This window comes from Enterobacter sp. MGH 33, from assembly GCF_000534535.1.
GTDB classification, from domain to species: domain Bacteria; phylum Pseudomonadota; class Gammaproteobacteria; order Enterobacterales; family Enterobacteriaceae; genus Enterobacter; species Enterobacter hormaechei_C.
This window is the reverse complement of sequence record NZ_KI973212.1, coordinates 1,851,320-1,876,568: the sequence shown is the minus strand read 5'-3', so window position 1 is coordinate 1,876,568 and position 25,249 is coordinate 1,851,320. Positions and strand designations below refer to the sequence as shown.

General features: G+C 55.7%; 26 protein-coding genes. 8 read left to right on the top strand and 18 right to left on the bottom strand.

The features are described 5' to 3' along the window. Positions 1 to 85 precede the first annotated feature (85 nt). From L379_RS15070 to gspC, 13 genes are all read right to left on the bottom strand, one after another. On the bottom strand, positions 86 to 2,788 hold the full coding sequence (locus L379_RS15070) for a glycosyl hydrolase family 18 protein (protein WP_032653114.1): 2,703 nt from the start codon (positions 2,786 to 2,788) through the stop codon (positions 86 to 88). Positions 2,789 to 3,044: 256 nt separating this feature from the next. After that, complete coding sequence (locus L379_RS15075) at positions 3,045 to 3,842, bottom strand: prepilin peptidase (protein ID WP_032653111.1); 798 nt, start codon at positions 3,840 to 3,842, stop codon at positions 3,045 to 3,047. Further along, entirely contained in the window at positions 3,839 to 4,324 is a 486-nt protein-coding gene (gspM, locus tag L379_RS15080) for a type II secretion system protein GspM (RefSeq protein ID WP_017693716.1), read from the bottom strand. Before gspM ends, L379_RS15075 begins: the two co-directional genes overlap by 4 nt. Continuing rightward, positions 4,321 to 5,454: a type II secretion system protein GspL gene (gspL, locus tag L379_RS15085; protein ID WP_032653108.1), complete on the bottom strand. Its 1,134-nt coding sequence runs from the start codon at positions 5,452 to 5,454 to the stop codon at positions 4,321 to 4,323. Before gspL ends, gspM begins: the two co-directional genes overlap by 4 nt. 15 nt (positions 5,455 to 5,469) lie before the next feature. Then, positions 5,470 to 6,480, bottom strand: coding sequence for a type II secretion system minor pseudopilin GspK (gene gspK, locus L379_RS15090; protein WP_032653106.1), 1,011 nt, complete (start codon positions 6,478 to 6,480; stop codon positions 5,470 to 5,472). After that, positions 6,477 to 7,136, bottom strand: a complete 660-nt coding sequence (gene gspJ, locus L379_RS15095) for a type II secretion system minor pseudopilin GspJ (protein ID WP_032653104.1) — start codon at positions 7,134 to 7,136, stop codon at positions 6,477 to 6,479. Before gspJ ends, gspK begins: the two co-directional genes overlap by 4 nt. Next, positions 7,133 to 7,513, bottom strand: a complete 381-nt coding sequence (gene gspI / locus L379_RS15100) for a type II secretion system minor pseudopilin GspI (protein ID WP_015571001.1) — start codon at positions 7,511 to 7,513, stop codon at positions 7,133 to 7,135. Before gspI ends, gspJ begins: the two co-directional genes overlap by 4 nt. Further along, positions 7,506 to 7,991 carry a type II secretion system minor pseudopilin GspH gene (gspH, locus tag L379_RS15105; RefSeq protein WP_032653102.1) on the bottom strand — a complete coding sequence of 162 codons (486 nt, stop codon included), beginning with the start codon at positions 7,989 to 7,991 and terminating at the stop codon, positions 7,506 to 7,508. Before gspH ends, gspI begins: the two co-directional genes overlap by 8 nt. Further along, positions 7,991 to 8,440 carry a type II secretion system major pseudopilin GspG gene (gene gspG, locus L379_RS15110; protein ID WP_003858352.1) on the bottom strand — a complete coding sequence of 150 codons (450 nt, stop codon included), beginning with the start codon at positions 8,438 to 8,440 and terminating at the stop codon, positions 7,991 to 7,993. The genes gspH and gspG overlap by 1 nt, the downstream gene beginning before the upstream one ends. Positions 8,441 to 8,443: 3 nt before the next feature. Further along, positions 8,444 to 9,652 carry a type II secretion system inner membrane protein GspF gene (gene gspF / locus L379_RS15115; RefSeq protein ID WP_032653100.1) on the bottom strand — a complete coding sequence of 403 codons (1,209 nt, stop codon included), beginning with the start codon at positions 9,650 to 9,652 and terminating at the stop codon, positions 8,444 to 8,446. Beyond that, a complete protein-coding gene (gspE, locus tag L379_RS15120; RefSeq protein ID WP_032653098.1) occupies positions 9,652 to 11,130 on the bottom strand; it encodes a type II secretion system ATPase GspE in 1,479 nt (492 codons plus the stop codon). The genes gspF and gspE overlap by 1 nt, the downstream gene beginning before the upstream one ends. Before the next feature lie 14 nt (positions 11,131 to 11,144). After that, positions 11,145 to 13,061, bottom strand: a complete 1,917-nt coding sequence (gene gspD / locus L379_RS15125) for a type II secretion system secretin GspD (protein WP_032653096.1) — start codon at positions 13,059 to 13,061, stop codon at positions 11,145 to 11,147. A gap of 13 nt (positions 13,062 to 13,074) precedes the next feature. After that, complete coding sequence (gspC, locus tag L379_RS15130) at positions 13,075 to 13,848, bottom strand: type II secretion system protein GspC (RefSeq protein WP_050515863.1); 774 nt, start codon at positions 13,846 to 13,848, stop codon at positions 13,075 to 13,077. A 258-nt stretch (positions 13,849 to 14,106) separates the two neighbouring features. Here gspC and L379_RS15135 point away from each other — a divergent pair, with 258 nt between their 5' ends. Both L379_RS15135 and L379_RS15140 read left to right on the top strand, forming a co-directional pair. Further along, entirely contained in the window at positions 14,107 to 15,669 is a 1,563-nt protein-coding gene (locus L379_RS15135; RefSeq protein WP_032653094.1) for an ExeA family protein, read from the top strand. Next, entirely contained in the window at positions 15,669 to 16,307 is a 639-nt protein-coding gene (locus L379_RS15140; protein WP_032653093.1) for a hypothetical protein, read from the top strand. The genes L379_RS15135 and L379_RS15140 overlap by 1 nt, the downstream gene beginning before the upstream one ends. Here L379_RS15140 and L379_RS15145 read toward each other — a convergent pair. From L379_RS15145 to L379_RS15155, 3 genes are all read right to left on the bottom strand, one after another. Then, a complete protein-coding gene (locus L379_RS15145; RefSeq protein WP_017693726.1) occupies positions 16,304 to 16,927 on the bottom strand; it encodes a helix-turn-helix domain-containing protein in 624 nt (207 codons plus the stop codon). The genes L379_RS15140 and L379_RS15145 overlap by 4 nt on opposite strands. Before the next feature lie 269 nt (positions 16,928 to 17,196). Further along, positions 17,197 to 18,027, bottom strand: a complete 831-nt coding sequence (locus tag L379_RS15150) for an N-acetylmuramoyl-L-alanine amidase (protein ID WP_023303370.1) — start codon at positions 18,025 to 18,027, stop codon at positions 17,197 to 17,199. Next, positions 18,024 to 18,347 carry a heavy metal-binding domain-containing protein gene (locus L379_RS15155; protein WP_006174327.1) on the bottom strand — a complete coding sequence of 108 codons (324 nt, stop codon included), beginning with the start codon at positions 18,345 to 18,347 and terminating at the stop codon, positions 18,024 to 18,026. The genes L379_RS15150 and L379_RS15155 overlap by 4 nt, the downstream gene beginning before the upstream one ends. A 97-nt stretch (positions 18,348 to 18,444) precedes the next feature. Between L379_RS15155 and L379_RS15160 the strand changes: the two genes are divergently transcribed. From L379_RS15160 to artJ, 6 genes are all read left to right on the top strand, one after another. Beyond that, entirely contained in the window at positions 18,445 to 18,963 is a 519-nt protein-coding gene (locus L379_RS15160) for a lipoprotein (RefSeq protein WP_015571007.1), read from the top strand. A gap of 226 nt (positions 18,964 to 19,189) precedes the next feature. Continuing rightward, positions 19,190 to 19,918 (top strand): arginine ABC transporter ATP-binding protein ArtP, encoded by a 729-nt coding sequence (artP, locus tag L379_RS15165; protein WP_006809439.1) that lies wholly within the window; start codon positions 19,190 to 19,192, stop codon positions 19,916 to 19,918. An 18-nt stretch (positions 19,919 to 19,936) separates the two neighbouring features. Further along, complete coding sequence (gene artI / locus L379_RS15170; protein WP_006174322.1) at positions 19,937 to 20,668, top strand: arginine ABC transporter substrate-binding protein ArtI; 732 nt, start codon at positions 19,937 to 19,939, stop codon at positions 20,666 to 20,668. A gap of 6 nt (positions 20,669 to 20,674) precedes the next feature. Next, positions 20,675 to 21,391, top strand: a complete 717-nt coding sequence (gene artQ / locus L379_RS15175) for an arginine ABC transporter permease ArtQ (protein WP_003858367.1) — start codon at positions 20,675 to 20,677, stop codon at positions 21,389 to 21,391. Continuing rightward, positions 21,391 to 22,059, top strand: coding sequence for an arginine ABC transporter permease ArtM (gene artM / locus L379_RS15180; RefSeq protein WP_003858369.1), 669 nt, complete (start codon positions 21,391 to 21,393; stop codon positions 22,057 to 22,059). The genes artQ and artM overlap by 1 nt, the downstream gene beginning before the upstream one ends. A 179-nt stretch (positions 22,060 to 22,238) precedes the next feature. Further along, entirely contained in the window at positions 22,239 to 22,970 is a 732-nt protein-coding gene (gene artJ, locus L379_RS15185) for an arginine ABC transporter substrate-binding protein ArtJ (protein WP_032653090.1), read from the top strand. A gap of 76 nt (positions 22,971 to 23,046) precedes the next feature. On the opposite strand, the gene L379_RS15190 is transcribed toward artJ, so the two are convergent. Together L379_RS15190 and L379_RS15195 are read right to left on the bottom strand one after the other, a co-directional pair. Next, on the bottom strand, positions 23,047 to 24,516 hold the full coding sequence (locus tag L379_RS15190; RefSeq protein ID WP_032653088.1) for a sensor histidine kinase: 1,470 nt from the start codon (positions 24,514 to 24,516) through the stop codon (positions 23,047 to 23,049). Beyond that, positions 24,500 to 25,207: a response regulator transcription factor gene (locus L379_RS15195; protein ID WP_022650690.1), complete on the bottom strand. Its 708-nt coding sequence runs from the start codon at positions 25,205 to 25,207 to the stop codon at positions 24,500 to 24,502. Before L379_RS15195 ends, L379_RS15190 begins: the two co-directional genes overlap by 17 nt. Positions 25,208 to 25,249 lie beyond the last annotated feature (42 nt).

The window sequence follows — 25,249 nt, the reverse complement described above, 5'->3', positions numbered from 1 at the left end:
TTCGGTTATTTCTCCTTACCAACATCCTGTAAAATGAATTTTGAATCACTCCCCCTCTAAAAGGGGGAGTCATTAATGGGTTAGATTATTTGCAGTCTGTTGATGCGCCTTCTTTTACCCATACGTCGCTGTTGGCTGGATTATCACCACGGGTCCACCATTTCGCACGGTAAACGTTTCCTTCATAGGTGGTGGTGTCGCCGCCGTTGTAGACCAGGTCAGAACGCCAGTTCATCTTCACGTTGCTTACCAGCTCCCATGCATCCACACCGAAGCCAGGCTGATTGCCCTGAGTCCAGTACTTCGCTTTCCACACCAGATGGTCGAAGCTTACGGTATCGCCACCGTTGTAGATTTTGCTGGATTCCCACGCCGCATATTTGCTGGCGTTAGCATCCACAGGTGCATCGCAGCTCCCTTTGTCAGACGGTGGAGTCACATCATCAGCCGGAGGGGTAACGTCATCCGCCGGGTTAGTGTCTTCGTCATCTGGCACAGGTGCAGGCGCCGCTTTCGGATTCACGGTGACCTGGACGTTAGACTGCACGCTGGTCTTACCGTCGCTCACCACCACGCTCAGGGTGTAGGTAGACGTCGAGCTCACTTCCGGCGCAGTGATGTTCACGTTCGCGGAGTCAGTCCCGGTAGCGTGCATATCTGCTGGTACACTCCAGGCGTAGGTCAACGCATCTCCGTCTGGATCCGCGGCCTGGGCATGCAGCGCATAGGTTTCACCTGATTCAAGCGTGATCGCTTCCATTGGGTTTAAAACCGGTGCCTGGTTAGCTTTCGGCGCCTTGTTCACCACCTGGACATCAATCGCGTTGCTCAGGCCTTTTGCATCGGTCACCGTCAGGCGGAACACCATGGTCTGGGCGGACGTCGCGGCGGCAACGTTAAAGGTCGCTTTCGCTTTGGTGCTATTGGTGATGGTGACCGACGGACCAGAGACCTGAGTCCATTTGTAGGTAATCGCATCGCCATCAGGATCGCTTGAAGCAGAGCCATCGAGCGTGACGGTTATCGGGCCAGACACGTTCTGGTCGGCAGAGGACGCGATTGGCGCGTGGTTGGTGACCACCGGATCAACCGGCGTAGCGTCGCCGCCCAGCAGGCTTTCGTTCATCGCGTTCAGGATGTCACCGGTGTCAGAGTCGATAGACCATGCGAACAGGCCACCCAGTTTATTCGCCAGAACATACTTACCTTTCGCCGTAGTTGAACGCGCATCTTCATACGTGATCAGGTCGCCGGTAGTTTTGTTGAAGACGTAAGGGGCTTCCGCATCAGCGTCGTAGCCGTATTCCCAGCCTGGTTTGCCTTTGTATTCGTTAACGATCTGACGATAGTCAACCACGCCGGGTTCCCAGGTCCCTTTCACCATACCTGTAGCGGTGCCGGTGAATGGATTGTTGCCGGTGTAGCCATGCACGCCGGTCCAGCCGCGGCCATACATGCCCGCACCCACCACGATCTTGCCTGGTTGTACGCCCTGGGAAAGCAGCGCGTTAACGCCATTTTCAGTGGTGTAGTCAGTGTCCGGACGCCATGCTGGCGCGCGCAGCGCCGCCTGGTGGCCGAGAACGGTGTTGCTCCAGCCGCCGTAGAAGTCATAGCTCATCAGGAAGATGTGGTCGAGGTACTGCTGAGCGGCAGTGTAATCCACGTCTTCGATCTTATCGCGGCCTGCACCGATGGCGCTGGTCAGTTCATAGGTACGGCCCGTCTGTGCAGACAGCTCGTTCAGCATGGTGCGCAGGTCGTGCATCAGCGCGGTATAGGTCGCTTTATCCTGCTGCGGATTGCCCAGGTTTTCGCTCACACCGCCGCCGCCAGGGAATTCCCAGTCGATATCCACGCCGTCAAAGAATTTCCAGGTCTGGAGGAACTCTTTCACAGAAGAGACAAAGCGTGCGCGGATAGCCGGGTCACCCATGTGGAAGAAGGGATCGGAGAGCGTCCAGCCGCCGATAGATGGCAGCACTTTCAGGTCCGGATGCGCTTTTTTCAGCGCCATCAGCTGGCCAAAGTTACCTTTATACGGGTCGTCCCAGCCGGAGACGCCAGCCTGTGGTTTTTGCAGCGCAGCCCATGGGTCGTGGATCGCCACGGTATAGTCAGGTCGGCCCTTACAGTCGTTCTGGAGCACGCGGAAGCTGTTGCCGCCTTCAATGGTTTTCAGGCCGTCGTTGATGCCGTCACCGCCACAGATTGGAATGAAGCCGTACAGAATGTGGTTGAGGTTTGCCGCAGGGATCTTATCAACCGGGAAGTTACGGTCATAAACGCCCCACTCCGGGAAGTAGGCCGCAACCACTTTATCGGTATGCTTCGCAAACGCTTTGTTATTCTCTTTGAGAGACGTATTCAGCGGCAGCAGGTGGCTACCGTCGGTGTCTGCCACAATAATCAGCTTGCTGGCGCTTTTCGCACAGCCGCTGGCGTTACAGACTTCAACCTGCTCCTGATAACGCCCGCCTTTTTTCACTTTAAATGTTGCAGAGCCCGTCGCGCCGGCTGCGCCGGTCCATACGGTCTGTCCGTCCAGCAGAACTTTCGCAGAAGTTGGCGCATCACCACTCCAGACGTTCCACTCAACTTTTACATCCACGCCATCGTTATGCACTTTGACAAGATTGTTATAATCCTGGGCAGCCTGATCCACTTCCACCAGGGCAAATTTGTCATTGCCATAGCCGATCGTCGGTGCACCTGGCGCTGCTGCAAATGCGGAGCTGGTTGCCGCCGCAATAAAGAGCGCCAGATATTTTGGCTTCATAAATTTCATTTTTATTTCCTGATAAATTTATTCGTAACGTAATAACCCATGTCTTCCGTGAGATCATGGATGCGTTTCGCGTAATGCGTATTTAACCAACGTGAGTGTCGTGAACAAGAAAAATTGTTGCTGCGTTGTATTCCTCCATTAAAAGATACAAGCCCAAATTCCTTGTAGCTTATATCTCTTACGATACACTGAGCGTAAAGGGTCGTCCTTCCCTTCCTCCATCAAAAAGATTTATAAAAAATCTTGACCTGTATATTTAAAATGTGAAAGCAAATTGCTGGCTCATAAACACCCCTATTCCAGCAAAGGCGAGATAAGGACCAAAAGAAATAGTGAGGTTATTTTTATTTAAATTATTTACGGCGAAATAACCGACAATACCGCTTAACGCTGCCGCCAGTTCAATGGAGGGCAACGCCTGCCAGCCGCACCAGGCGCCCAGCGCCGCCAGTAGCTTAAAATCCCCGTAACCCAGACCTTCTCGTCCCGTGATCAGACGAAAAGCCCAGTAGAGCAGCCAGAGCGACAGATAGCCCGCCACTGCGCCGAACAGCGCATCGCGTAGCGGCAACGTGTGGTCAAACGCATGGAGCACTAACCCCGCCCACAGCAGCGGCTGGGTCAGGCAGTCCGGAAGCAGCTGATGCTGCCAGTCGATCATGGCCAGCGGCAGTAAAAAAGCCGCCAGTAACCACAAAGAGAACAGCGCCTGAACGTCCGGCATGCACCAGGCCGTGATGCCAAAAAGCAAGGCGGAGATCAGTTCGACCAGAAAGAGTCGCAGCGGGATCGCGCTGCCGCACTGGTGGCAGCGTCCCCGTAATAACAGCCAGCTGAGCAGCGGGATGTTTTCCCACGCGGCAAGTGCGTGCTGGCACACCGGACAGTGCGAGGCCGGAAAGAGCAGATTGCCACTCCCCTCCTCATCCATCACCATCCCCGGTACGCGCTCGGCGACAACGCCAAGAAAACTGCCCACAATGCCGCCCAGGATCGCACTCATTATCGGGAACCCTACCGGAAAGGCGTCCCGCATCAGCGAAAAGGTATTCATGCGTTTTTTGACCAGGTGAGCTGCACCTGCGCTTTCACGTCGCTGAGGTGGTCCACCGGCGTGAGGTTTATTTTTTGCAGTCTCACGCCGGAGGTCTGATTAATTTCACGCAGCCAGCTTCTTAATTCATACACATTCACCCGATTCAACACGAACGATAAAGTTTGCCCCTCCTGGCGCATATCCGTCAGTGAAAGGTTAATCTCATGGGCGCTATTCTCGACCACCGTACGCGGATTATTCGTTTTGACTATCTGGACCTGAAGATGATTTTTATCAATTTCACTGCGCATCCAGTTAAGGGTCTCTTTTTGTCTTTTAAGCGTCGATTTACTATTTTGAATCATATTATCCAGGGGGATCACTCCTGTGTAATACACCGCTGCCCCCACAATAGCAACGGCACATATTTTTAAAATAATTTTTTCCCGGGTGCTGTAATTCTGATAGCGTGACTTCAGCTGCGCGATTCGCTCTTTCATTTATGTTTCCCTGCGATCATGGCGGTATACGGTTCGGTTGTTGAAACAGGCTGTAAGGTAAAATCAAAATTCTCACTGGTCTGGTTAACAAACGCCTGCAACGAGGGCTGGTTTTGCGCGCTGACGCTCAGCGTCAGGGTGTTTTGCTGCGCATCGTATTCCAGCAGCTCGATCTCCATCGCAGGGACTGACTGCCGGGCTTTCTCCAGCTCATCAAGCTGAAGAAAGAATCCCTTGCTCTGTTTTTTCAGGCTTTGACCAAAGTGATATTTGATATTGGTCTGCTGGCGCATGCTGGGGAAATGGTGCTGATAAACCTGGACGATCTCCTCCTGCACCCGATTTTCCTGCTGCACAAGCATCCAGGCCATTGCAATGCGTGGCCCCAGCAGCAGAGCAACAGACAGCACGCCCGCCGCCACCATCGCGGCTTTCATACTTTTCGCCGCCCGCCCATTACCGGCCTTAAGGCTGAATTCACCGTGAAGCAGGTTAACGCGGCAGGTTTGCCACTGCGGCTGGATCAGCGCCAGCGGATGCTGCCAGGCATGCTGCACGTCAACGTGCACCTTCGCAGGCGCATCGCCGTAACACCACACTTCCCCGACCCCGGCTTTCTGCATTAACAGCGGCAACAGGGTTGCCTCCATTTCACCCGCCACATGGGGCGATAAACGCAGCCAGTAGCTATCATCCTGTGCGACCAGCGTGCTGCCCCCTGTCGTCACGGGCAGCAGCCAGGCATCAGGCAGGGCCTGAATCACGTTTAATCCGGCCTCCTGACAGCGGGTTAATGCCGCGCGCAGGCGGTCGGCGTCAATGGCCACGGCGTCGACGTCGGCCCCTTTTTTGTGGAGTACCGTCCAGTGGAGGTTGTCCACGTCGCCAATCAGCGTCTCTTCCGCCATCCACGAGAAGGCCATCGCCTGAGAAGCCACCTTTTTCGGCAGCGTAAAATGGCGGAAAATCATGTCGCTGGCGGGCAACAGGAGACAAACGCGCGTAGCCAGGGGGTGTTCGGCCAGCATCTCCAGGCTGTCGACCACCTCGACGCGCTCGCTGCCGGACTCACACCACATTATTTTTCCGCCCTCGCGGCTGTCGGGACGAACAAAAAGTACCTGTTTCATAACGTTCTGCTTTGCTTATTCAATCATTCGGTAACGACGCTGCCACGTCACGATCTCACCGGCTTCGTTATTCACCTGAAGCTGGCTGACCACGCGAAGCGTTAATTCATCGGTATTGCCGGTGTAATTCACGCGGAAGTACCGGCTGTTTATAGAAAATTGATCCGCCACCTGCGGGAGATCGTCTTTTAACTGCGGGAAGGCCTGCTCCAGCGCTTTGCTGAACGCTTCCATATTTTCCCAGCCCGATTCCGGACGCGCATCCAGCAGGCGAACGGCGTCATCCCGCGTCAGTTTTCCGGGGAACATGGCCGCCAGCACGGCGGCCTGTTCCGGTTGCAGGGTGTTGACATCGACCTTGCTGGCAGCGTCCGGCAGCGCGCATAACAGCTTGCTCACCTTCGGATACGCCGTAACAGGGAACGCCGGCAGCAGTTTGATTTCCGCGATGCTGCGCATCATCTGATTTGCCGGTTGCCGCGCGGGCACGACGCCAGCCCACGCATCGCTTTCGGCCCCCTCCTTCGCCGTGGTGCTGTCACCATCGAGATAATCCACCAGCTGGAAATAGACCGCCTCCGCCGTGCCCGGGCTGAGGCCGCTTTCCGTCAGAAGTTGTTCAACAATCCGCGCTTTACGCGGTGTTTCCGCCACCGCGGGAGCGCTTTGCCCCTGGGGTGCGATGTCGGCGGCCAACAGGTTATTGACGTTAAAGCAGTCCTGCGCATCTTCCACCTGGCTCACGACCGTATAGTCTTCACCCTGCGTCTCCAGCGGCTGATGCCAGTCGCCGTCCAGGGCCAGCGGCTTGCTCTCGCCGCTGGCGTCGGTCTGTAACCGGTCCTTCACCACTTTTTCCTGGGTCTGCATCGCCCAGCGCAGCTGCTGCTGGCTTACCTGATAATGCGTTTTCTGCAAATTACGGCAGAACTGCTGGCTGATTTTGGCGGCCAGCGCCGACATCATCACCAGCAAAATCAGCACCACCAGCAGGGCGACGCCCTGTTGTTGACGGATCCGTTTCATGGTCTGGTCTCCGGCGAAGGCGCTGGCGCAGGGGCTGCGTCCGGGGTCGGCGCAGGCGCGTCGGCGGCTTTCTCTGGCGCTGCGGCAGCGGCCACCTCCGGCATATCACCCGGTGTAGTGAACACCCAGCGCCAGGTATCCCCGCTTTCCATCGTCAACGTAACCTCCACGCCGTCCGGCAGATGGGCGGCGTCGTGCCAGGCGGTCAGCCAGCCCTGACGATAAAACCGCCACTGCAATGATTTTACGCCGCTGACAATCGGCACCTCGTCAGGCTTAACGTCCGCCGGGCCGTCAATGACCGGCCAGACGTCGCGATACAAACGCCCCTCTTCCAGCCGCCAGCGCACGCGCTCCAGCTGGACCGTTCCGCTCACGCCATTCAGGGTGGTCAGTTCAAGAGCATCGCCCTCCTGACGAAACAGCTCCGGCTCATTACGCGGGGCGCGCGCCTGAAGCTGGAAAAAATCACGCTCCATCAGACTCCAGGCGCGCTGAAGCTGGTTGAGCTTTGCGGCGCTGGCATCGGTGGCCGAGCTGGTACGCATCGCGCCGTCCAGAATTTGCCAGGCCAGGGTGCTGATCACCGCGAAGATAGTCAGCGCAATCATGATCTCCAGCAGGGTAAATCCGCGCTGGCGTCGCGTTTTCTTCACTTGCTCTCTCCCGGCGGAATGATGCGCAGGGAGATAACCGGCTGGCTCTCATCGCTTTCCGCATATACGCGTAGGGTATTCGCCCAGACGTTGTCGGCGGTTTTCACCCGCTGCTTACGCCAGTTCCAGCTGCGCCCGCCCATGATTTCCGTCCCCTGCTGTTCAGCATCCGGGAAGTCGGTTCGGGTGAGCTGTGCTTCCGCCAGCTGATTTTCCGCCACCCAACTGGCCTGCAAGGTATCGGCCAGGCCATGGGTAAAACGCACGTTCAGGGAGACCGAGTTCATCAGTGCCAGCGCGGCGGTGGAGAAAATCACCAGAGCGACCATCACCTCCAGCAGCGTCATCCCCTTTTGCTTTTTGTTGCCGTTAGCCATCGTTTTCTACCGATACCGGCGCCGCACCGTGCGACACCACGCGGAAATGGTGCTGTTTGTCGTAACTTTGCAGCGTCAGCGTAAAGCGGCTGATTTCACCGTCCGGTAGAAAGATCACCTGCGGCTCGGACGCCACCGTCGCGGCCAGGCGCTGCGGCGAAAGCGACACGTGCATCTCTTCCGGAAAATCACCTTTGGTGGTAATACGTCCGGCAGATAATGGCATCCAGTGCCGCTCGCCATTTTTATCGGCGATCGTCACCAGCTGATATTTATCGGTGGCGATCACCAGCCCGACAATATTTCCGTCCATCACCGCACGGTCTGAACCATAATCAACGAGCGCTTTTAATTGCTGGCCAAATATATCCGCGCCGCTGCGCGAAGGAATGGTGGACACCACCATCATGGCGCAGCTGGCAAATATCACCAGCGCCAGAATAATTTCCAGCAACGTAAAGCCGCGTTGATTTTTCATTATTTCTCTTTCTTATCGAGAGACCAGTTGGTAATGTCATCGGCGGTATTGGCTTCGCCGTCCGGACCGGCTGAGAAGACGTCCACCGCGCCGTGTTCACCCGGGCTCACCAGAAGATAATCATTGCCCCAGGGGTCCTGCGGCAGGCGACGGATATAGCCGTCCGTGCGGTAGCCGTTCGGGATTGGCGCGATTTCAGGTTTGGTCACCAGCGCCTGCAAACCCTGCTCTGTGGTCGGGTAGCGGTGGTTATCCAGCTTGTACATATCCAGCGAGCCTTCGAGCGCGACAATATCGCTGGTTGCTTTTTGCGTATCGGCTTTTTCCTTATTGCCCATTAAATTTGGCACCACCATACTCGCCAGTACGCCGAGAATAACAATGACCACCATTAATTCGAGCAATGTAAAGCCCGCCTGGCGAGCCAGGTTTTTACGTTTTAAAGCCATGATTTAACCTACCATATTATTAAGTTGCAGAAGCGGTTGTAATATTGACAGCACGATGAATAAAACAATCGTCGCCATGGATACCACCAGCGCCGGTTCAAAGACCGACAGCGTTAATGTAATTCGATGTTGTAAGGCCGATTCCTGATTTTCCGCCGCGCGATCCATTAAATTACCTAATTCTCCGCTCTCTTCACCGGAGGCAATCATATACAGCATGGTGGGCGGGAATAATTTCGCCTGTTCCAGCGCCGCATACAGCGACGCCCCCTGGCGCACGGTGTCGGCGGCCTGCTCCAGCACCTGCCGGGCATAGCGGTTTTCAATACCGTCCATCGCGATATACATTCCCTCCAGCAGCGGCACGCTACTGGCCTGCAAAATGCTCAGGGTACGGATATAGCGGGCACTGTTGATGGCGCAGACCAGCTTTTTAATCGGCGAGCCGTTCACCAGCCAGCTGTGCCAGCGAAAACGGTTTTTGGCATTCCTCAGCCAGGTTTTGAAGCCGATAAAGCCGCCCCCCAGAATGCCCACAATATAAATGCCCCAGGCTTGCAGGAAATCACTTACCGCAATCAGCGTCCGGGTGGTGATCGGCAGCTGCTGCTTCATGTGGGTAAACTGCTCGATCACCTGCGGCACCACCGCCACCAGCAGGATGCTGATGACCGCGATGGCGACCACGGTGAGGGTTATCGGGTAGACCATTGCCTGCGTCAGCTTGCTTTTCATCTTCTGGCGCTGCTCGTTGTACTCCGCCAGCTTTTCCAGCACGTCGCCCAGGTGACCGGTTTTCTCCCCGGCCATCACCAGCGTGCAGTAAAGCTTGTCGAAGGTGCGCGGAAACTGGCTGAAGGCATCGAACAGGGTGTGGCCTTCCACCACCTTCTCGCGGATCTCCACCACCATCGCCGCCAGCTTTTTGTCTTCCGTCTGCTTCGAGATCGCTTTCAGCGCGCTCTCCAGCGGCAGCGCGGCGTTGACCAGCGTCGAAAGCTGACGGGTAAACATCGACAGCACCGGAGTAGAGAGCTTCACCCCGGTTTTCGCTTTCCCGCCAGCCGCCGTTTCGCGGGTTTCGGTGATGCTGACGGGCATCAGCTTTTGCTCGCGAAGCCACTGGCGAACCTGCTTCTGCCCCTCGGTCTGTAACGTCCCGCGCTGTGTTTTCCCCGCGGCATCCGTTGCCGTCCAGGCGTAGAAAGCCATTACGCATCCCCCCCACGTTCGGCGGTGACGCGCATGACCTCTTCCAGAGACGTCACGCCGCCGATCACCTTCAGCAGCCCGTTTTCACGCAGGCTGTAGGCATGCTTAAAAAGCTGCGTTTCGAGGGACATTTCGTCCTTATCTTCATGGATGGCGCGACGCATGGCGCTGTCCACCACCAGGAATTCATGGATACCGGCGCGGCCCTGATAGCCGCTCTGACGGCAGTGTTCGCACCCCACCGCGCGGTAAATCGCGTCTGGCGGCGCGGCCATAAAGCTGAACAGCGCTTTTTCATTGGCGTCCAGCGGACTGGTGGTCCGGCAGTGCGTACACAGCCGACGCACCAGACGCTGGGCAATGACACCGAGCAGAGATGAACCGATTAAGAAGGACTCCAGCCCCATATCCCGCAGACGGGTTATCGCCCCTGCGGCACTGTTGGTGTGCAGCGTCGACATCACCAGGTGACCGGTCAGCGACGCCTGCACCGCAATCTGGGCGGTCTCACCGTCGCGAATTTCCCCGATCATCACCACGTCCGGGTCCTGACGCAGAATGGCGCGCAGCCCGCGGGCAAAGGTCATGTCCACGCGCGGGTTAACCTGCGTCTGCCCCACCCCTTCCAGCTCGTACTCAATCGGATCTTCCACGGTCAGAATGTTGCGTTCGTGGCCGTTCAGCGCCGAAAGAATGGCGTACAGCGTGGTACTTTTACCGGAACCCGTCGGGCCGGTAACGAGGATGATCCCGTGCGGGCGGTCGATCAGCCCTTTCAGCTTCTCCAGCTCTTCATCAATCAGCCCCAGCTTGTTGATGTCGGGCTTGAGATTGCTTTTATCGAGCAGGCGCATCACCACGCGCTCGCCGTACTGGGACGGAATGGTCGAGACGCGCACGTCGATGGCCTTGCGACCGATGCGCAGGGAGATACGGCCATCCTGCGGGAGGCGTTTCTCGGCGATGTCGAGTTTCGACATCACCTTGATACGCGACACCAGCAGCGGGGCGAGCTTACGCGCCGGTTGCAGCACCGGGCGCAGCACGCCGTCAACGCGAAAGCGTATGCTCAGGGTGCGCTCGAAGGTTTCGATATGAATATCCGACGCGCCGTCCTTCACCGCCTCGCCGAGAATGGCGTTGATCAGGCGGATCACCGGCGAGTTTTCATCGTTATCGAGCAGATCTTCGTTATCCGGAATCTCCTCGGTTAACGCCATCAGATCGATATCCGCGTCCATGTCGTCCACCAGCTGCTGCGACACGCCGCTGCTCTGCTGCCAGATTTTGGCCAGCATCTCGTCAAACGCTTCCGGCGCCAGGGTAACCGGGACAAACGCGCATCCCAGCACCCGGCGCACCTCCAGCAGCGCTAACGCCGGGGTGTCCTCACGGATATAGACGTCATTGTTGTAAAGCAGAACGCCGTTTTCTTTTGCGTAGTTGCTGCTACACAGGGTTTTAGTCAGTTCGTCCACGTTTCCCCTCCGCCTTACTCTTTAAACGGATTGCGTGCCGCGTGGGTTTTCACGGGTGCAGTGCTGGCGGCAGGAAACGCTGGCAGTACGGCGTTGTCGCTCGGCTCGACAATACCGAGCTTTTTCTCTTCCACGCGCTGCATCTGGCGCACCCGGATCTGATCATATTTCTCTTTCGAGGCTGCGCTGTAGTTGTCGTCGTCACGCAGGACGGTGGTATGAATAAACACCATCAGGTTGCGTTTGGAAGTATCCTGCGAGGTGTAGCGGAACAGCTGCCCGACCAGCGGGATATCGCCGAGCAGCGGCACTTTGGAGACCGACTGTTTGGTCACATTTTCCATCAGGCCGCCGAGCACCACCGTCTGGCCACTGTGGACCATCACTTCGTTATTGATCGTGCGCGTGTTGAAGGTTGGGCCGAGGCTGGAATCTTCCGTTGCGCTGTTGTCGACGCTGGATACTTCCTGCTCAATCTTCAGGTGGATCATGTCGCCATCGTTGATTTGCGGCACAATCTTCAGCTTGGTCCCCACGGTTTTACGCTCAACCGAGTTAAAGACGTTGTCGCCGCTGGTGGTTTGCGAACCGGAAAGCACCGGCACATCCTGACCGACGTTGAACGACGCTTCTTTATTATCCAGCGTGACCACGCTTGGCGTGGAGAGGATGTCGTTTTTACCGTCGGTGGAGAGCGCGGTCACCAGCGCACCGAAATCACCGTTAAAGAAGCCGGTCGCAAGGCCCGTGAAGCTCGCCCCTTTCATGGTGCCATTTTTAATCTGGCTGATTGGCAGGCCGGTAGCGCCAAACTGCACGCCGCCGTGCTTGCTGGTCCACTGCACGCCAAGATCCAGGCCGTTGCCGTCCTGCACTTCGGCAATGATCGCTTCCACCAGCACCTGCGGACGGCGAATATCCAGCTTGTCGATCACCTTCTCCAGGGAGTTCATCACGTTAGGCTGCGCGGTGATCACCAGGGAGTTGGTCGACTCGTCGGCGGTAATATTCAGGTCGGTTGAGGCGCTCGCGGTTTTCGCTTTGGCCGCGCCCGGCTTGTCTTTCAGCTGCTCGCCAATCCCCGTCAGCACCGGTACCACTTTGGTGGCGCTGGCATATTTGAGGTAGAAGACGCGGGTGTTCCCCTCGTTATTCTGCTCGCGATCCAGCTGATGGATAAGGGAACGGGTACGCGCCCGCGCATCTTCCGAGCCGCTGATCACCAGACTATTGGTTTCGTCATCCGCCACCACCTTGGTCGCCAGCTGCGGCGCGTTCTGCCCTTTCTGCTCTTCGTTGTTGAGGTTGTTCAACATATCCGAAAGCTCTTTGGCAGAGGCAAAGCGTAGCGGGACGATTTCGCGGCGCTGAATACCGTCTTTATCGACGCGCTGCACCAGATCCACCAGTCGATTCACCACCGAGGCTTTACCGGTTAACAGCAGGACGTTGGACGGCTCAAAGTGGACCACATTCCCGATGCCGGTGGCATCGTTGAGCTGGCGCAGCAGCGGGGCCAGCTCGCGAACGGGTACGTTTTCCATGCGCACCACGCGGGTGATAATCTCGTCACCTTTGCCCGGGTTTTTGCTGTCTGCCAGCGGCGCACCGGCGGTACGCGCTACGCTTGAGCGCACCACTTTGACCATTCCGTTGTCCATCGGGATCACCGACAGGCCGTAGAGATCCAGCACGCTCAGGAAGAACTGGTAATACTCATCCTCCGTCAGCACGTTGTAGGTTCTGACCGAGACGGTTCCCTGGACGGACGGATCGACCAGAATAGTTTTGTTGAGATTGCGACCTACCGTATCGATAAACTCGCGAATATCAGTATTTTTAAAACTTGCGCTAAAGTTAGCTGCAAGCAGCGAACTGGAATATAACGACAATGCGGTCAGTGCCACGCACGCCCAGGGAAATTTTTTCATGTCTGCACACTTATTAATTGTTTAGAACATTAACCCGAATATTTTCAAGGTGAGCGTGACGTCGTACGATGACCTCCGCTTCTTTCATTTTCGACCAGTTGGCAATAATGCTTTTCGCTTTTGCTTCATCGGTCATATCGACAGAGTTAACCTGAATCGCCACATCGCCTTTTTCCAGACCTGACTGACTGTAAAAGGCGGAGGCATTCCTTGGGTTTATCCAGTAGCCTTCCAGCCGGCCTTTTTCAATGATGGGTTTTAACACCAGATAATCATCAAGATGCACACTCTCTGCGCCAGCATCTTTCGTCGTTTTTGTAACCGGGCCGCTCTCCACGCCCCCCTTAAAATAGTCCGGTTTATTTAACGCCAGTACCTGCGTAGCACCTTCATAATTAACCACCACATTATCTTTGTTTATTTCCTGAATAAATGCGTCGTTAAACCCGGCGAGCGGTTCACCCTCGCGGTAGCTTCGCTGGCCGCCCGGGGTTTTGATGACAGCGAAGGAGAGCCAGGCGTCATCACTGCGCACAATGCCTTCAATCTCCGCCGCCAGCGGGGGTTTTGCCGCAGCCGATAAGTTCTCCTGACGGACGGCAGCCGTAAAAAGCGTGAAGGGTTTGTCTTCGCGCGGTTTTTTCAGCGGCTGTAGGTCAGAATTAGCAAACTTATTCGTAACTTTTTTATAATCTTTAAAGGTGAGATAGCCTTGCTGGCCGCAAAAAATGAGCAGCAAAAACGTAATACAAGGCGTTATCCACCGTGACAGAAATGAGAACCTCATTTTTTATCCGGCCTATAGCAAAGCAAAAATAAGCAGCGTCATACTGCGCCAATATGGAGGAAAATAGTAATAAGCTGCTGCAAACGCGACCACTGACTTCGCCACCAACTTTCATAAAGAAAAATATTGACCGTATAAATTCCAGATGTTAGGCGCAGCCGGCTGGATATTTTTACTCTGTCTGCAAATTGACCGCTCAGGGGCATTACCTTACTTTCTGCTGCTGTTGCTATTCCTAATCAGAGACGGTAAGTCGTTATGTATCAGAGCCACTTTAATTTTAACAATCCGCCATTCAGGACAATCACTCGTTTATCCGGTGATTTTCTGGTGCCTTATCATCAGGACGTGTTCAACCTGCTGAAAGAGAAAACCCAGCTGGCGGGAATTATCGGGCTTTTTTGCGACGACGCTCCGCTTCTGGGTCAGTTCATCGACGCGCTTAAAGCCAGCAACCATACCGTTCTTGCCATCAACGCGTTTCCCAAACTGAGTGCCAGTAGCCTGCTGTACAAACTCAACCCGGGAACGAAAGCGATTAAAGATCGCATGCAGGCGGTGGATGCCGTCCTGCGCCAGTGGCAGGAGGGGAAAGCGAAATCCAGAGTAGTGACGATCGCCCATTCCGAAGCCATGAAGGAGAGCTGCCGTGAAGTCCTGGGAACGCTGCTTACGCGCGCCCAGGAGCTGAACTTCCGGCTAGCCGTGGTACTGACGGGCACTGCGGATCAGGAGATCCTGCTAAAGCAACCTGAACTGCGCGAATATACGCACACGCATCATGCCCTGCGCCCCCTGACCTGCCGTGAATACCTGAGCTATGTTCAGGCCCAGTGCGAAGAACACGGCTGCGAAAACTCGCCGTTGCCGCCTGCCCGCGTGCGCAAAATGCACACGCTAACCAAAGGCAACTTCAGCAAACTGAACGCGCTGGCGCACCTGTCAATGCTCGCCGCCTGGACGGAACGCGTGGCCCAGGTCAGCCCACGTCATTTACGTCTTGCGGCGGGAGAGATCCTGCCCGCCCAAAAACACGGTAAGCGCCTGGCGACCGTGGGGCTGTTTGCGTCCGTGCTGTTTGCCGCCTGCGGCTGGTATTTGACCTCATCGATCGGCGCACGCCTGCCGATCCAGCTGCCGGTGCCCGTCAGCTGGAAACAGCAATCGCTAAAAATCGAAGCGCCCGTAGTGCCGGTTATCGACAACGAAATAGTTAATCAGCCGGATGCGATGCATCAGTTGTATCTCATGTGGGGGTATGACGCCTCGGCCGAAGATGCGCTGTGCCAGAACGCCGCCAAAGTAAACCTGATGTGTAAACAGGGGAACGCGTCGCCGGAGACGCTGGCGCAGGAAGGGTATCCGTGGGTCAGTGAACTGAAAACCAGCGGCCATCTTAACTATGCGGTGGTCGCCAGGGTCGGGGACACGTCCATTGACCTGTTAATGAATAACCGGACCTGGCAGGTGAGCCGCAGCTGGTTTAACCTGCACGCGACCGGCAACTTCACCCAGCTGCACCGCCTGACACCGGAAGGTAAAGACGCGATCGGCGCGGCCAGCGACAGCAAAGATATGGCCTGGCTGGATCAGCAATTAAGCCTGGCGCTGAGCCAGCCCGAAACACATGCCCGGATCTGGACCACAGAGATGATGAAACGCACCCGCGAATTCCAGCAAAAAATGCATCTGCACGTGGATGGTATCCCCGGGGAAGATACGCTGATGCAGCTGATGCGCGTGACCAACAGCACGCCGGGCGTACTGATTCAGGCCACCCGCACCACCCCGGACGCGAAAATGCAGGAGAAGAAAGCCTAATGTCGACCATCTGTCTTGCGGCCCAGCGCAGCTATACAACCGGGGAAGCGGTCTGGTTTTCGTACCGTCTCCCCAGCCTGAAAAACGTATTCGGCAAAACAGCGTTATGGCTGGTCGGGCTTTGCGTCATGCTGGTTGTCGGCCTGTATATGCACGTCTACTGGAACCTGCACCACCCGGCGCCTGAACCGGTCAACGCCAGCGTTGCGAAACCGGAAACGCAGCTTTCGGATATGCATTACGTGTACGTGAGTAAACCGTTCCCGCATCCGCAGCCTAAAGCTGCGCCAGTGCCAGTTGATGTTCCATCGATGCAGGATCTGCCGATCAACAGTGATGACGGCGACTGGCAGCAGGCGCCCGACGGCGCGGTGCCACACGACGCCTCGCGGGATACCTTACCCGGGACCGAAGCGCATGAGCACGATAACGCTCCCGCCAGCACGGGCAGTGAAGAGTCATCATTAACAGAATTATTTAAGCAGGCGCTAAAAGAGCAGGAGCAGGATTATTCTCAAGGAAAAATTCCCGCGCCGCCGGTTGACGAAACGCAGGATAATTCACAAGCCAGTGTAAAAAACAGTGGAAATAGCCGTTCTCCTTTCAGTGAAAAAGGAGACGGCGGGAGCAGGTATTAATATTTTTCAGGCAGTGCGGTAAGGTTAAGCAGTCGACCTTTTTCCACCACAATATATTGACCCTTTTTCAGATCGGAGAGGATTTTAATAATAGTGCTACGTGCCAGGTTAGTGTATTCCTGAATGTAATCATAAACGTTAATATCACGCTGTTGTTGAACAATCAGGTCGTTAATCTCATATAAAAATTCGCGGACAACGGAATACGCACTGCGGGCAACCAGAACATCATCACGTTTGCTCAGCATGCAGATGTACCAGGAAAGGACTTTGGTCAGTTCTGGCCACAGATTTTTTTCGGTCATCAGCTGGGCGAAGACCTCTTTCTTGATCGAGCGAACAACCGTATTCGTCCGAACAAGGCCGTACATATGGGTGGCGTTGTAATACATTGACGACAGGCCGAAAATGCATTGCCCGGTGACGGTGAACATGCACAGTTCGTCAGATTCACGTCGAAATTCGACTTCACCGCTGACGATAATATGAATATAGCCGGAATCAGAGGTGGAAATTTTCTGCCATTTTTTTAACGTTCTTTCTTCAACGCCTGAGGTTGCAGAAATGATCTTTTCCATTTCATGTTGCGGACGTAATTTTTTTCCATAGATGCTTAACATTGTTATACCCGATTTAAGATGTGATTTTTAAAAAGAATGGCCACGGTGTTGTTACCGAGCCATAAATATTTTTCCTGATGAAAACGTCAAGAATAAACAAAAAAAGAGTGAAGCTTTTTATTAATTCGCCAAATTACTTAGCGCGCTATGTGTCCATCTTAAATCCGGATAATTTTAAGTCAATTAACTAAAAATGAAATGAGTTTGTACTTAGGATTAATCTGATAGGAACTTACGAAAATATACTCATTCGGGGGTAGTCCGAAGGTTTACCCCTGCCCGTATTTCTCTAAAAGTGCTTCGGCAATCGCCATGGTTTCCACATCCGCTACGCCATTCCATAACTGCGGACGGAAATGCATCTGGAAAACCATGATGATGCGTTTTTGCTGTTCGGGCGTACTGTTTTCTGGCACCTCGTAACCGTAGCGCGCCAGCAAATCGAGCAGTGCTGCGGTATCAACCTGCTGATAATGCGGTCGCCCGTTGATATAAAAATTCACGCGCCCCGGATCGGGCCAGGCTCCGATACCCTGCTGCGCCAGTTCGCGCCACGGAAACAGCGGGCCAGGATCGTCTTTACGCTGCGGGGCGATATCCGAGTGTGCCACCACGTTCTGCGGTTTAATGTCGTAGCGGGCGATGATATCTCTGGCAAGCGGGATCAGCGCCGCAATTTGCCCCGGTTCGAAGGGGGTAAAGGTTTTCACGCCATCGGTTTTCCGCCAGCCGCGGTTTTCCAGCTCAATGCCGACGGAGGTATCATTTATGCGGTTGGTGCCACGCCAGAAGCTGATGCCCGCATGCCAGGCCAGTTCGCTCTCCGGGACCAGCTGCCAGATACGCGGTTTGCCCTGCGGAGCTGGCGGCTTTGCGGGGATGAGATAGTGAGAGCTGACGTTTTTATCGGTCAGGGTCGCAAGCGAGGTGTCGAAATCATCGGCGGTGTAGTGAATAACCAGCACCTTTATACGCGGGTAGGCCGCCTGCGCCTGATGGCGCGTATCCAGCTCGTACGCGCCTTTATCAACAATGCCCTCTTCCGAGGCGCATCCTGCCAGCAACATCGCCAGCAGGAGGGTTGAGAGCGAACGCTTCATCGACGGGTCTTCACCGCCGTGCCGCTTACGCTCACCATCAGCATGCTGGCATCTTTCCCGACCGTTTCGTAGTCGATATCAATGCCCACCACCGCATCCGCGCCCAGCGCTTTGGCCTGCTCGCCCAGCTCCTTAAAAGCAATCTCGCGCGCCTTACGCAGCTCTTTCTCGTACGCGCCGGAACGACCCCCGACGATATCCCGAATGCCGGCAAAGAAATCGCGGAAAATGTTTGCGCCGAGAATCGCCTCACCGGTGACCACGCCGCAGTACTCGGTAATCGGTTGACCTTCCAGGGTTGGCGTTGTTGAAAATTGCATACTTTCTCTCCTTCTTTAGCGTTCAATGCGTTAGCGACAGCATTATCGGTTCGTTACGCTATGATTGAAAGGATAGTTAATAAATAAGGAAATCAACATGCGCTACTCTGCTTTAACGCTTTTAGTGCCATGCGCGCTGGTGCTCAGCGCCTGCACAACGCCGGTCACGCCAGCCTTTAAGGATATCGGAACCCGCAGCGGCCCTTGTATTGAGGGTGGCCCGGATGCCGTGGCGCAACAATTTTATGATTACCGTATTCAGCATCGCGGTAATGACCTGACCGCCCTGCGCCCGTACCTGAGCGATAATCTGGCGAAACTGCTCACCGACGCTTCGCGCGATCCGCAGCACAACGCCCTGCTGTCATCCGATCCGTTCTCCAGCCGCGCCACGCTGCCGGACAGCGCCGACGTTGCCAGCGCGTCCACCATACCGAATACCGACGCACGCAATATTCCCCTGCGCGTGAAGCTCACCCAGGGGACGCAAACATGGCAGGATGAGGTGCTGATGATCCGTGAAGGCCAGTGCTGGGCAATAGACGATGTGCGCTACATTGGCGGCAGCGTTCATGCCCCGGCGGGCACCCTTCGCCAGTCGATTGAGAACCGCTAACGCCTCCGTTAAATAAACGTTAACCCCGTAAAATGTCCGGCATTTCCTGCGGAATGCCGACATTTATACTCGCCCCCCATTCCCGTCGCTATTTTGTGCTATGTTTAAGAGTAAATACGGGTTATATTTAACTTTTAACGCAGAAATATTGCATAACTATTCTGTCAACGGTACTATCTGCGGCCTCAATTGCTATAGATTGCCTGGATGAGTAAAGACTGCCCCGATGAGTATTAAACTAAACGGCATTAACTGCTTCTACGGCGCACACCAGGCGCTGTTCGACATTACGCTGAGTTGCCCGGAGGGCGAAACGCTGGTTTTGCTCGGCCCAAGCGGCGCGGGAAAAAGCTCCCTTCTGCGTGTTCTTAATCTGCTTGAAATGCCCCGTTCGGGGACGCTGGCCATCGCCGGTAACCATTTTGACTTCGCGAAAACCCCGTCTGATAAAGCGATTCGTGAACTGCGTCAAAACGTGGGCATGGTTTTCCAGCAATACAATCTCTGGCCGCATCTGACGGTGGTGCAAAACCTGATTGAAGCCCCGTGCCGCGTGCTTGGCTTAAGCAAAGACCAGGCGATGGCGCGTGCGGAAAAGCTGCTGGAACGTCTGCGTCTGAAACCGTACAGCGACCGGTATCCTTTACATCTTTCTGGTGGTCAGCAACAGCGTGTGGCGATCGCCCGTGCGCTGATGATGGAGCCTGCGGTGCTGCTGTTTGACGAGCCGACCGCGGCGCTGGACCCGGAAATTACCGCCCAGATCGTGAGCATCATTCGTGAGCTGGCGGAAACTAACATTACCCAGGTCATCGTGACCCACGAGGTGGAAGTGGCGCGCAAAACCGCCAGCCGCGTGGTCTATATGGAAAACGGGTATATCGTTGAGCAGGGTGACGCGAGCTGCTTCACTAACCCGCAAACCGATGCCTTCAAAAACTACTTATCACACTAATGTGTTAGGGAAATTATAATGAAAAAAGTATTGATTGCCGCGCTGCTTGCTAGCGTCAGCCTTTCCGCTACCGCAGCCCAGACCATCCGTTTCGCCACTGAAGCGTCCTACCCTCCGTTTGAATCCATTGATGCGAACAACAAGATTGTTGGCTTCGACGTGGACCTGGCAAACGCCCTGTGTAAAGAAATCGACGCGACCTGTACCTTCAGCAACCAGGCGTTCGACAGCCTGATCCCAAGCCTGAAGTTCCGCCGTATCGACGCCGTAATGGCCGGAATGGACATCACTCCGGAGCGTGAAAAGCAGGTTCTGTTCACCACCCCTTACTATGACAACTCGGCCCTGTTCATCGGTCAGAAAGGTAAATACGCCTCCGTTGACCTGCTGAAAGGCAAGAAAGTCGGCGTGCAGAACGGCACCACGCACCAGAAATTCATCATGGATAAGCATCCGGAAATCACCACCGTGCCGTATGACAGCTACCAGAATGCGAAGCTGGACCTGCAAAACGGTCGTATCGATGCGGTGTTCGGGGACACGGCTGTCGTGACCGAATGGCTGAAAGCGAACGACAAGCTGGCCGCCGTGGGTGACAAGGTGACCGATAAAGACTACTTCGGTACAGGTCTGGGTATTGCCGTACGTCAGGGCAATACCGAGTTGCAGCAGAAATTCAACGCTGCGCTGGAAAAAGTGAAGAAAGACGGCACTTACGAAACCATCTACAAAAAATGGTTCCAGAAGTAATTCCTGATGAATGAAATTTTTCCTTTAGCAAGCGCCGCCGGGATGACCGTCGGCCTTGCCGTTTGTGCACTGATTATCGGCCTCGTACTGGCGATGTTCTTTGCGGTGTGGGAGTCCGTTAAGTGGCGCCCTGTCGCATGGCTCGGTTCAGCGCTGGTGACTGTGCTGCGTGGACTGCCGGAAATTCTGGTGGTCCTGTTTATCTATTTCGGCTCCTCACAGCTGCTGTTAACGCTGTCGGACGGCTTCACGATTAATCTCGGCTTTGCGCAGATCCCGGTGCAGATGCAGATTGAGAACTTCGACGTCAGCCCGTTCCTGTGCGGCGTGATTGCGCTCTCCCTGCTCTATTCGGCCTATGCGTCACAAACGCTGCGCGGCGCGCTGAAAGCGGTACCGCAGGGTCAATGGGAATCCGGCCAGGCGCTGGGTCTGTCGAAAGCGGCGATCTTCTTCCGCCTGGTGATGCCGCAGATGTGGCGTCATGCCCTGCCAGGGCTGGGTAACCAGTGGCTGGTACTGCTGAAAGATACCGCGCTGGTGAGCCTGATCAGCGTGAACGATTTGATGTTGCAAACCAAAAGTATCGCCACCCGTACGCAGGAGCCGTTTACCTGGTACATCGTCGCGGCGGCTATCTACCTGGTGATCACGTTGCTGAGCCAGTACGTTCTGAAGCGTATTGATCTGCGCGCAACGCGTTTTGAACGGAGACCAGGCTGATGCTGGATTATTTACCCGAACTGATGAAAGGGCTGCACACCAGCCTGACGCTGACCGTCGCGTCTATCATCGTGGCGCTGATCCTGGCGCTGATCTTCACCATCGTCCTGACGCTGAAAACGCCGGTGCTGGTGTGGATTGTACGTGGCTACATTACGCTCTTCACCGGAACGCCGCTGCTGGTGCAGATCTTCCTGATTTACTACGGCCCGGGCCAGTTCCCGTCGTTACAGGAATATCCGGTTATCTGGCATCTGCTCTCTGAGCCATGGCTCTGCGCCCTGATTGCCCTCTCCCTGAACAGCGCGGCCTATACCACGCAGCTGTTCTACGGCGCCATTCGCGCGATCCCGGAAGGCCAGTGGCAGTCCTGCGGGGCGCTGGGCATGAGCAAGAAGGATACGCTGGCGATCCTGCTGCCTTATGCCTTTAAGCGCGCCCTCTCTTCCTATTCCAACGAAGTCGTGCTGGTGTTCAAAAGTACCTCTCTGGCCTACACCATCACCCTGATGGAAGTGATGGGCCACGGGCAGCTGCTGTACGGACGCACCTACGACGTGATGGTGTTCGGTGCGGCGGGTCTGGTCTATCTGGTGGTCAACGGTCTGCTGACCCTGATGATGCGTCTTATCGAGCGTAAGGCGCTGGCGTTTGAGCGCAGAAATTAATCGACTTAATGCATAAAGCTGTTTTCGTAGTGCGGGTAACCTGATGGGTTACCCGCATTTTTTTATGCATTAAATAATATTTAATCATATTTATTGCATATAAATTCATTGAGTGGCATTGTACATCCATGCCGCAGACACGGCGCATAATGACAAGATTGACAGACGGGAGCATTACAATGAAAAAGTTAGTTCTGGCCGCATTACTCGCAACCTTCGCCGCTGGCGCATCCGCCGCCGATAAAATCAATTTCGGCGTTTCTGCCACCTATCCGCCGTTTGAATCGCTGGATGCCAGCAACCAGATCGTCGGCTTCGACATCGACCTGGCGAAAGCGCTGTGCAAGCAGATGCAGGCCGACTGCACCTTTACTAACCACGCATTTGACAGCCTGATCCCGTCCCTGAAATTTAAAAAGTACGACGCGGTGATCTCCGGCATGGACATCACGCCAGAGCGCAGCAAGCAGGTCGCGTTCACCGACCCGTACTACGCGAACTCTGCGGTGGTGATTGCGAAGAAAGGGGCTTATAAATCTTTCGACGAGCTGCAAGGCAAGCGCATCGGCATGGAGAACGGCACCACGCACCAGAAATACCTCCAGGACAAGCATCCTGAAGTGAAAACCGTGGCCTACGACAGCTACCAGAACGCCATTATCGACCTGAAAAATGGCCGTATTGATGGCGTATTTGGCGACACCGCGGTCGTGAATGAGTGGCTGAAAACCAACCCGCAGCTGGGTACAGCGACGGAGAAAGTGACCGATCCGCAGTATTTCGGCACTGGCCTCGGTATTGCCGTGCGTCCGGATAACAAGGCTCTGCTTGAGAAACTGAACGGCGCGCTGAAAGCGATCAAAGCTGACGGCACATACCAGAAAATCAGCGAGCAGTGGTTCCCGCAATAACCTTTTTTGCCGGGTGACCTGGCCTACGGGGGTGGTCTGTAGGCCGGGTAAGGCGAAGCCGCCACCCGGCAATTTCTTAAAGCGGCACAAAGAACCTGAACCGTGCCCCGCTCACGGACTCCATCAGCCTGATCCCCCCGCCGTGCAGCTCCAGCATTCTTTTCACGATTAACAGCCCTAACCCGCCCCGGTGCTCCCGCGAGGCCTGTGGATTTAACGCTGACGGACGCTGGAACAGATCGTCCCGTAATGCGGCATCAACACCCGTTCCGCTGTCGGCCACTTCAACCTGTAACCGGTCGTTCTCCTGCCACACCGCCAGACGAATGTCTCCACCTGCTGGGGTATGGCGTATCGCATTATCCAGCAGATTCGTCACCACCCGTTCAATCATGGAAACATCGGCCAACACCTGCGGCAGCGGACCCGGGACGTCAATGTGCAGATTTAACTCACGCGTGCGGGCAGCGAGTTCAAACTTTTGCGCCACGTCGGAAATCAGTTCAGCCATGGCAAAACGCTCGCGCTGGGGCTTGATGCCGCCGTGCTCAAGACGCGCCAGCTCGAACAGCTGCTGCGACAGATGGCGTACCTTTTGCCCCTGACGCAGCGCGGTAGCGAGGTACTGCTGATGCTCCTGCGGCGACAGCGTTGCGGATTTCAGCGACAGCGTTTCCAGATAACCCAGCAGCGACGTCAGCGGGGTGCGTAAGTCGTGCGAAATGTTGGCGATAAACTCCCGGCGCTGGCGGTCGCTGTCGGCCAGCCGATCCCACTGAGAGGTGATTTTGCGCGCCAGCTCGATAAAGGTATTGCGCAGGATCGCCACTTCATCCTGGCCGGCAGGCTCAAGCGGCTGGGCCGCCAGCTGCTTAATCGCGCTGATGCTGTCCTGCTCCAGCCCGGCCACGTCCAGCGTGAGCTCTTTAACCGGGCGCGTCACCCAGTACCAGAGCAGCAACCCCGCCAGCAGACCAAACAGCGCCACCAGCAGCATCGACCACAGCGCCGTACTCCAGAGCGCTTTGTGCCAGGCCATATCCGCCAGCGCGTTGGACTCCTCCCCCTGCAAAATAATGTACAGATACCCCTTCAGCTCACCGTCCTGCCGCAGCGGGGTGGCGCTGAAGACTTTCTTATTATGGCTTCGGGGATCGTCGCCAAACACCGGCATCACCGTCCCGCTGAGGAAATTCTGTATCGGCGCAAGGTCAATTTTTTGCCGCTGAATGTGCCCCGGCGGGGCGGCATCGGCCAGGATATCGCCATCTGGCGAGACAACATACAGCTCGACGCTCGGATTAAAGGTCATCAGCCGGTCGAACAGCGGTTTTAAGGCGCTGCGATCCACCCTGCCCTGCGCATCCAGAATCGCTTCCCGCTGCACAATCTGCTGCGCCAGCCCGCCGGAGAGCCGCTGCACCATCGCATTGCCGTACTGCATGCTACTGTAGAGCTGCACCGCACAGGCGACGGTGGCGCAGAGCAGCAGTAACGCCGTAAACAGCAGCGTCAGGCGCTGGCTCAGGCTAAAGCGACGCATCATGATTCTGCTCCGCAAATTTGTAGCCTTTGCCCCAGACGGTGCGAACGATCTCCGGCTCGGCGGCATCTTTCTCTATTTTAATGCGCAGGCGGTTAATGTGGGTATTGACGGTGTGTTCGTAGCCTTCGTGCTGATACCCCCATACCTGCTCCAGCAGTGCCAGCCGCGAAAAGACCTCTCCGGGATGGCGGGCAAAGAAATAGAGCAGTTCAAATTCGCGCGGGGTGAGATCGACGTGTTGGCCGTTAAGGCGCACGGTGCGCGCCAGCGGATCGATAGTCAGTCCGTGCGCCTGAATAATGCCGTCCGTCTGCGCCTGGCCCATCGCCTGCTGACGGCGAAACAGCGCCTTAATGCGGGCAATCAGCTCCTGCACCGAGAAAGGTTTTGCCAGATAATCATCCGCCCCTGTTTCCAGGCCAGTAATACGGTCAGTTTCACTGCTGCGGGCGCTAATGATGATAATGGGCAGGTAGCGGGTCATCTGGCGGATACGGCGGCAAATCTCCAGACCATCAACATTCGGCAGCATCAGATCGAGGATCACCGCGTCCCACGGCTGTGTTTCAAGACGCTGTAAGGCGTTGCCCCCGTCGGGCTCGTGGGTAATGGCGTAGCCTTCATCTTCCAGATTAAGACGCAGGAGTGCCGCGATATCGTGGTCGTCTTCTACCAGCAGGATCTGCTTCATGGGTAAGCCTTCAATCATTTGTTATGACGTAAGCTTACCTGA

Excerpts from the sequence above, each read along its gene's own strand:
- L379_RS15070 (WP_032653114.1), bottom strand. The coding sequence starts at position 2,788 with ATGAAATTTATGAAGCCAAAATATCTGGCGCTCTTTATTGCGGCGGCA.
- L379_RS15075 (WP_032653111.1), bottom strand. The coding sequence starts at position 3,842 with ATGAATACCTTTTCGCTGATGCGGGACGCCTTTCCGGTAGGGTTCCCG.
- gspM (WP_017693716.1), bottom strand. The coding sequence starts at position 4,324 with ATGAAAGAGCGAATCGCGCAGCTGAAGTCACGCTATCAGAATTACAGC.
- gspL (WP_032653108.1), bottom strand. The coding sequence starts at position 5,454 with ATGAAACAGGTACTTTTTGTTCGTCCCGACAGCCGCGAGGGCGGAAAA.
- gspK (WP_032653106.1), bottom strand. The coding sequence starts at position 6,480 with ATGAAACGGATCCGTCAACAACAGGGCGTCGCCCTGCTGGTGGTGCTG.
- gspI (WP_015571001.1), bottom strand. The coding sequence starts at position 7,513 with ATGGCTAACGGCAACAAAAAGCAAAAGGGGATGACGCTGCTGGAGGTG.
- gspH (WP_032653102.1), bottom strand. The coding sequence starts at position 7,991 with ATGAAAAATCAACGCGGCTTTACGTTGCTGGAAATTATTCTGGCGCTG.
- gspG (WP_003858352.1), bottom strand. The coding sequence starts at position 8,440 with ATGGCTTTAAAACGTAAAAACCTGGCTCGCCAGGCGGGCTTTACATTG.
- gspF (WP_032653100.1), bottom strand. The coding sequence starts at position 9,652 with ATGGCTTTCTACGCCTGGACGGCAACGGATGCCGCGGGGAAAACACAG.
- gspD (WP_032653096.1), bottom strand. The coding sequence starts at position 13,061 with ATGAAAAAATTTCCCTGGGCGTGCGTGGCACTGACCGCATTGTCGTTA.
- gspC (WP_050515863.1), bottom strand. The coding sequence starts at position 13,848 with ATGAGGTTCTCATTTCTGTCACGGTGGATAACGCCTTGTATTACGTTT.
- L379_RS15135 (WP_032653094.1), top strand. The coding sequence starts at position 14,107 with ATGTATCAGAGCCACTTTAATTTTAACAATCCGCCATTCAGGACAATC.
- L379_RS15140 (WP_032653093.1), top strand. The coding sequence starts at position 15,669 with ATGTCGACCATCTGTCTTGCGGCCCAGCGCAGCTATACAACCGGGGAA.
- L379_RS15145 (WP_017693726.1), bottom strand. The coding sequence starts at position 16,927 with ATGTTAAGCATCTATGGAAAAAAATTACGTCCGCAACATGAAATGGAA.
- L379_RS15150 (WP_023303370.1), bottom strand. The coding sequence starts at position 18,027 with ATGAAGCGTTCGCTCTCAACCCTCCTGCTGGCGATGTTGCTGGCAGGA.
- L379_RS15155 (WP_006174327.1), bottom strand. The coding sequence starts at position 18,347 with ATGCAATTTTCAACAACGCCAACCCTGGAAGGTCAACCGATTACCGAG.
- L379_RS15160 (WP_015571007.1), top strand. The coding sequence starts at position 18,445 with ATGCGCTACTCTGCTTTAACGCTTTTAGTGCCATGCGCGCTGGTGCTC.
- artP (WP_006809439.1), top strand. The coding sequence starts at position 19,190 with ATGAGTATTAAACTAAACGGCATTAACTGCTTCTACGGCGCACACCAG.
- artI (WP_006174322.1), top strand. The coding sequence starts at position 19,937 with ATGAAAAAAGTATTGATTGCCGCGCTGCTTGCTAGCGTCAGCCTTTCC.
- artQ (WP_003858367.1), top strand. The coding sequence starts at position 20,675 with ATGAATGAAATTTTTCCTTTAGCAAGCGCCGCCGGGATGACCGTCGGC.
- artM (WP_003858369.1), top strand. The coding sequence starts at position 21,391 with ATGCTGGATTATTTACCCGAACTGATGAAAGGGCTGCACACCAGCCTG.
- artJ (WP_032653090.1), top strand. The coding sequence starts at position 22,239 with ATGAAAAAGTTAGTTCTGGCCGCATTACTCGCAACCTTCGCCGCTGGC.
- L379_RS15190 (WP_032653088.1), bottom strand. The coding sequence starts at position 24,516 with ATGATGCGTCGCTTTAGCCTGAGCCAGCGCCTGACGCTGCTGTTTACG.
- L379_RS15195 (WP_022650690.1), bottom strand. The coding sequence starts at position 25,207 with ATGAAGCAGATCCTGCTGGTAGAAGACGACCACGATATCGCGGCACTC.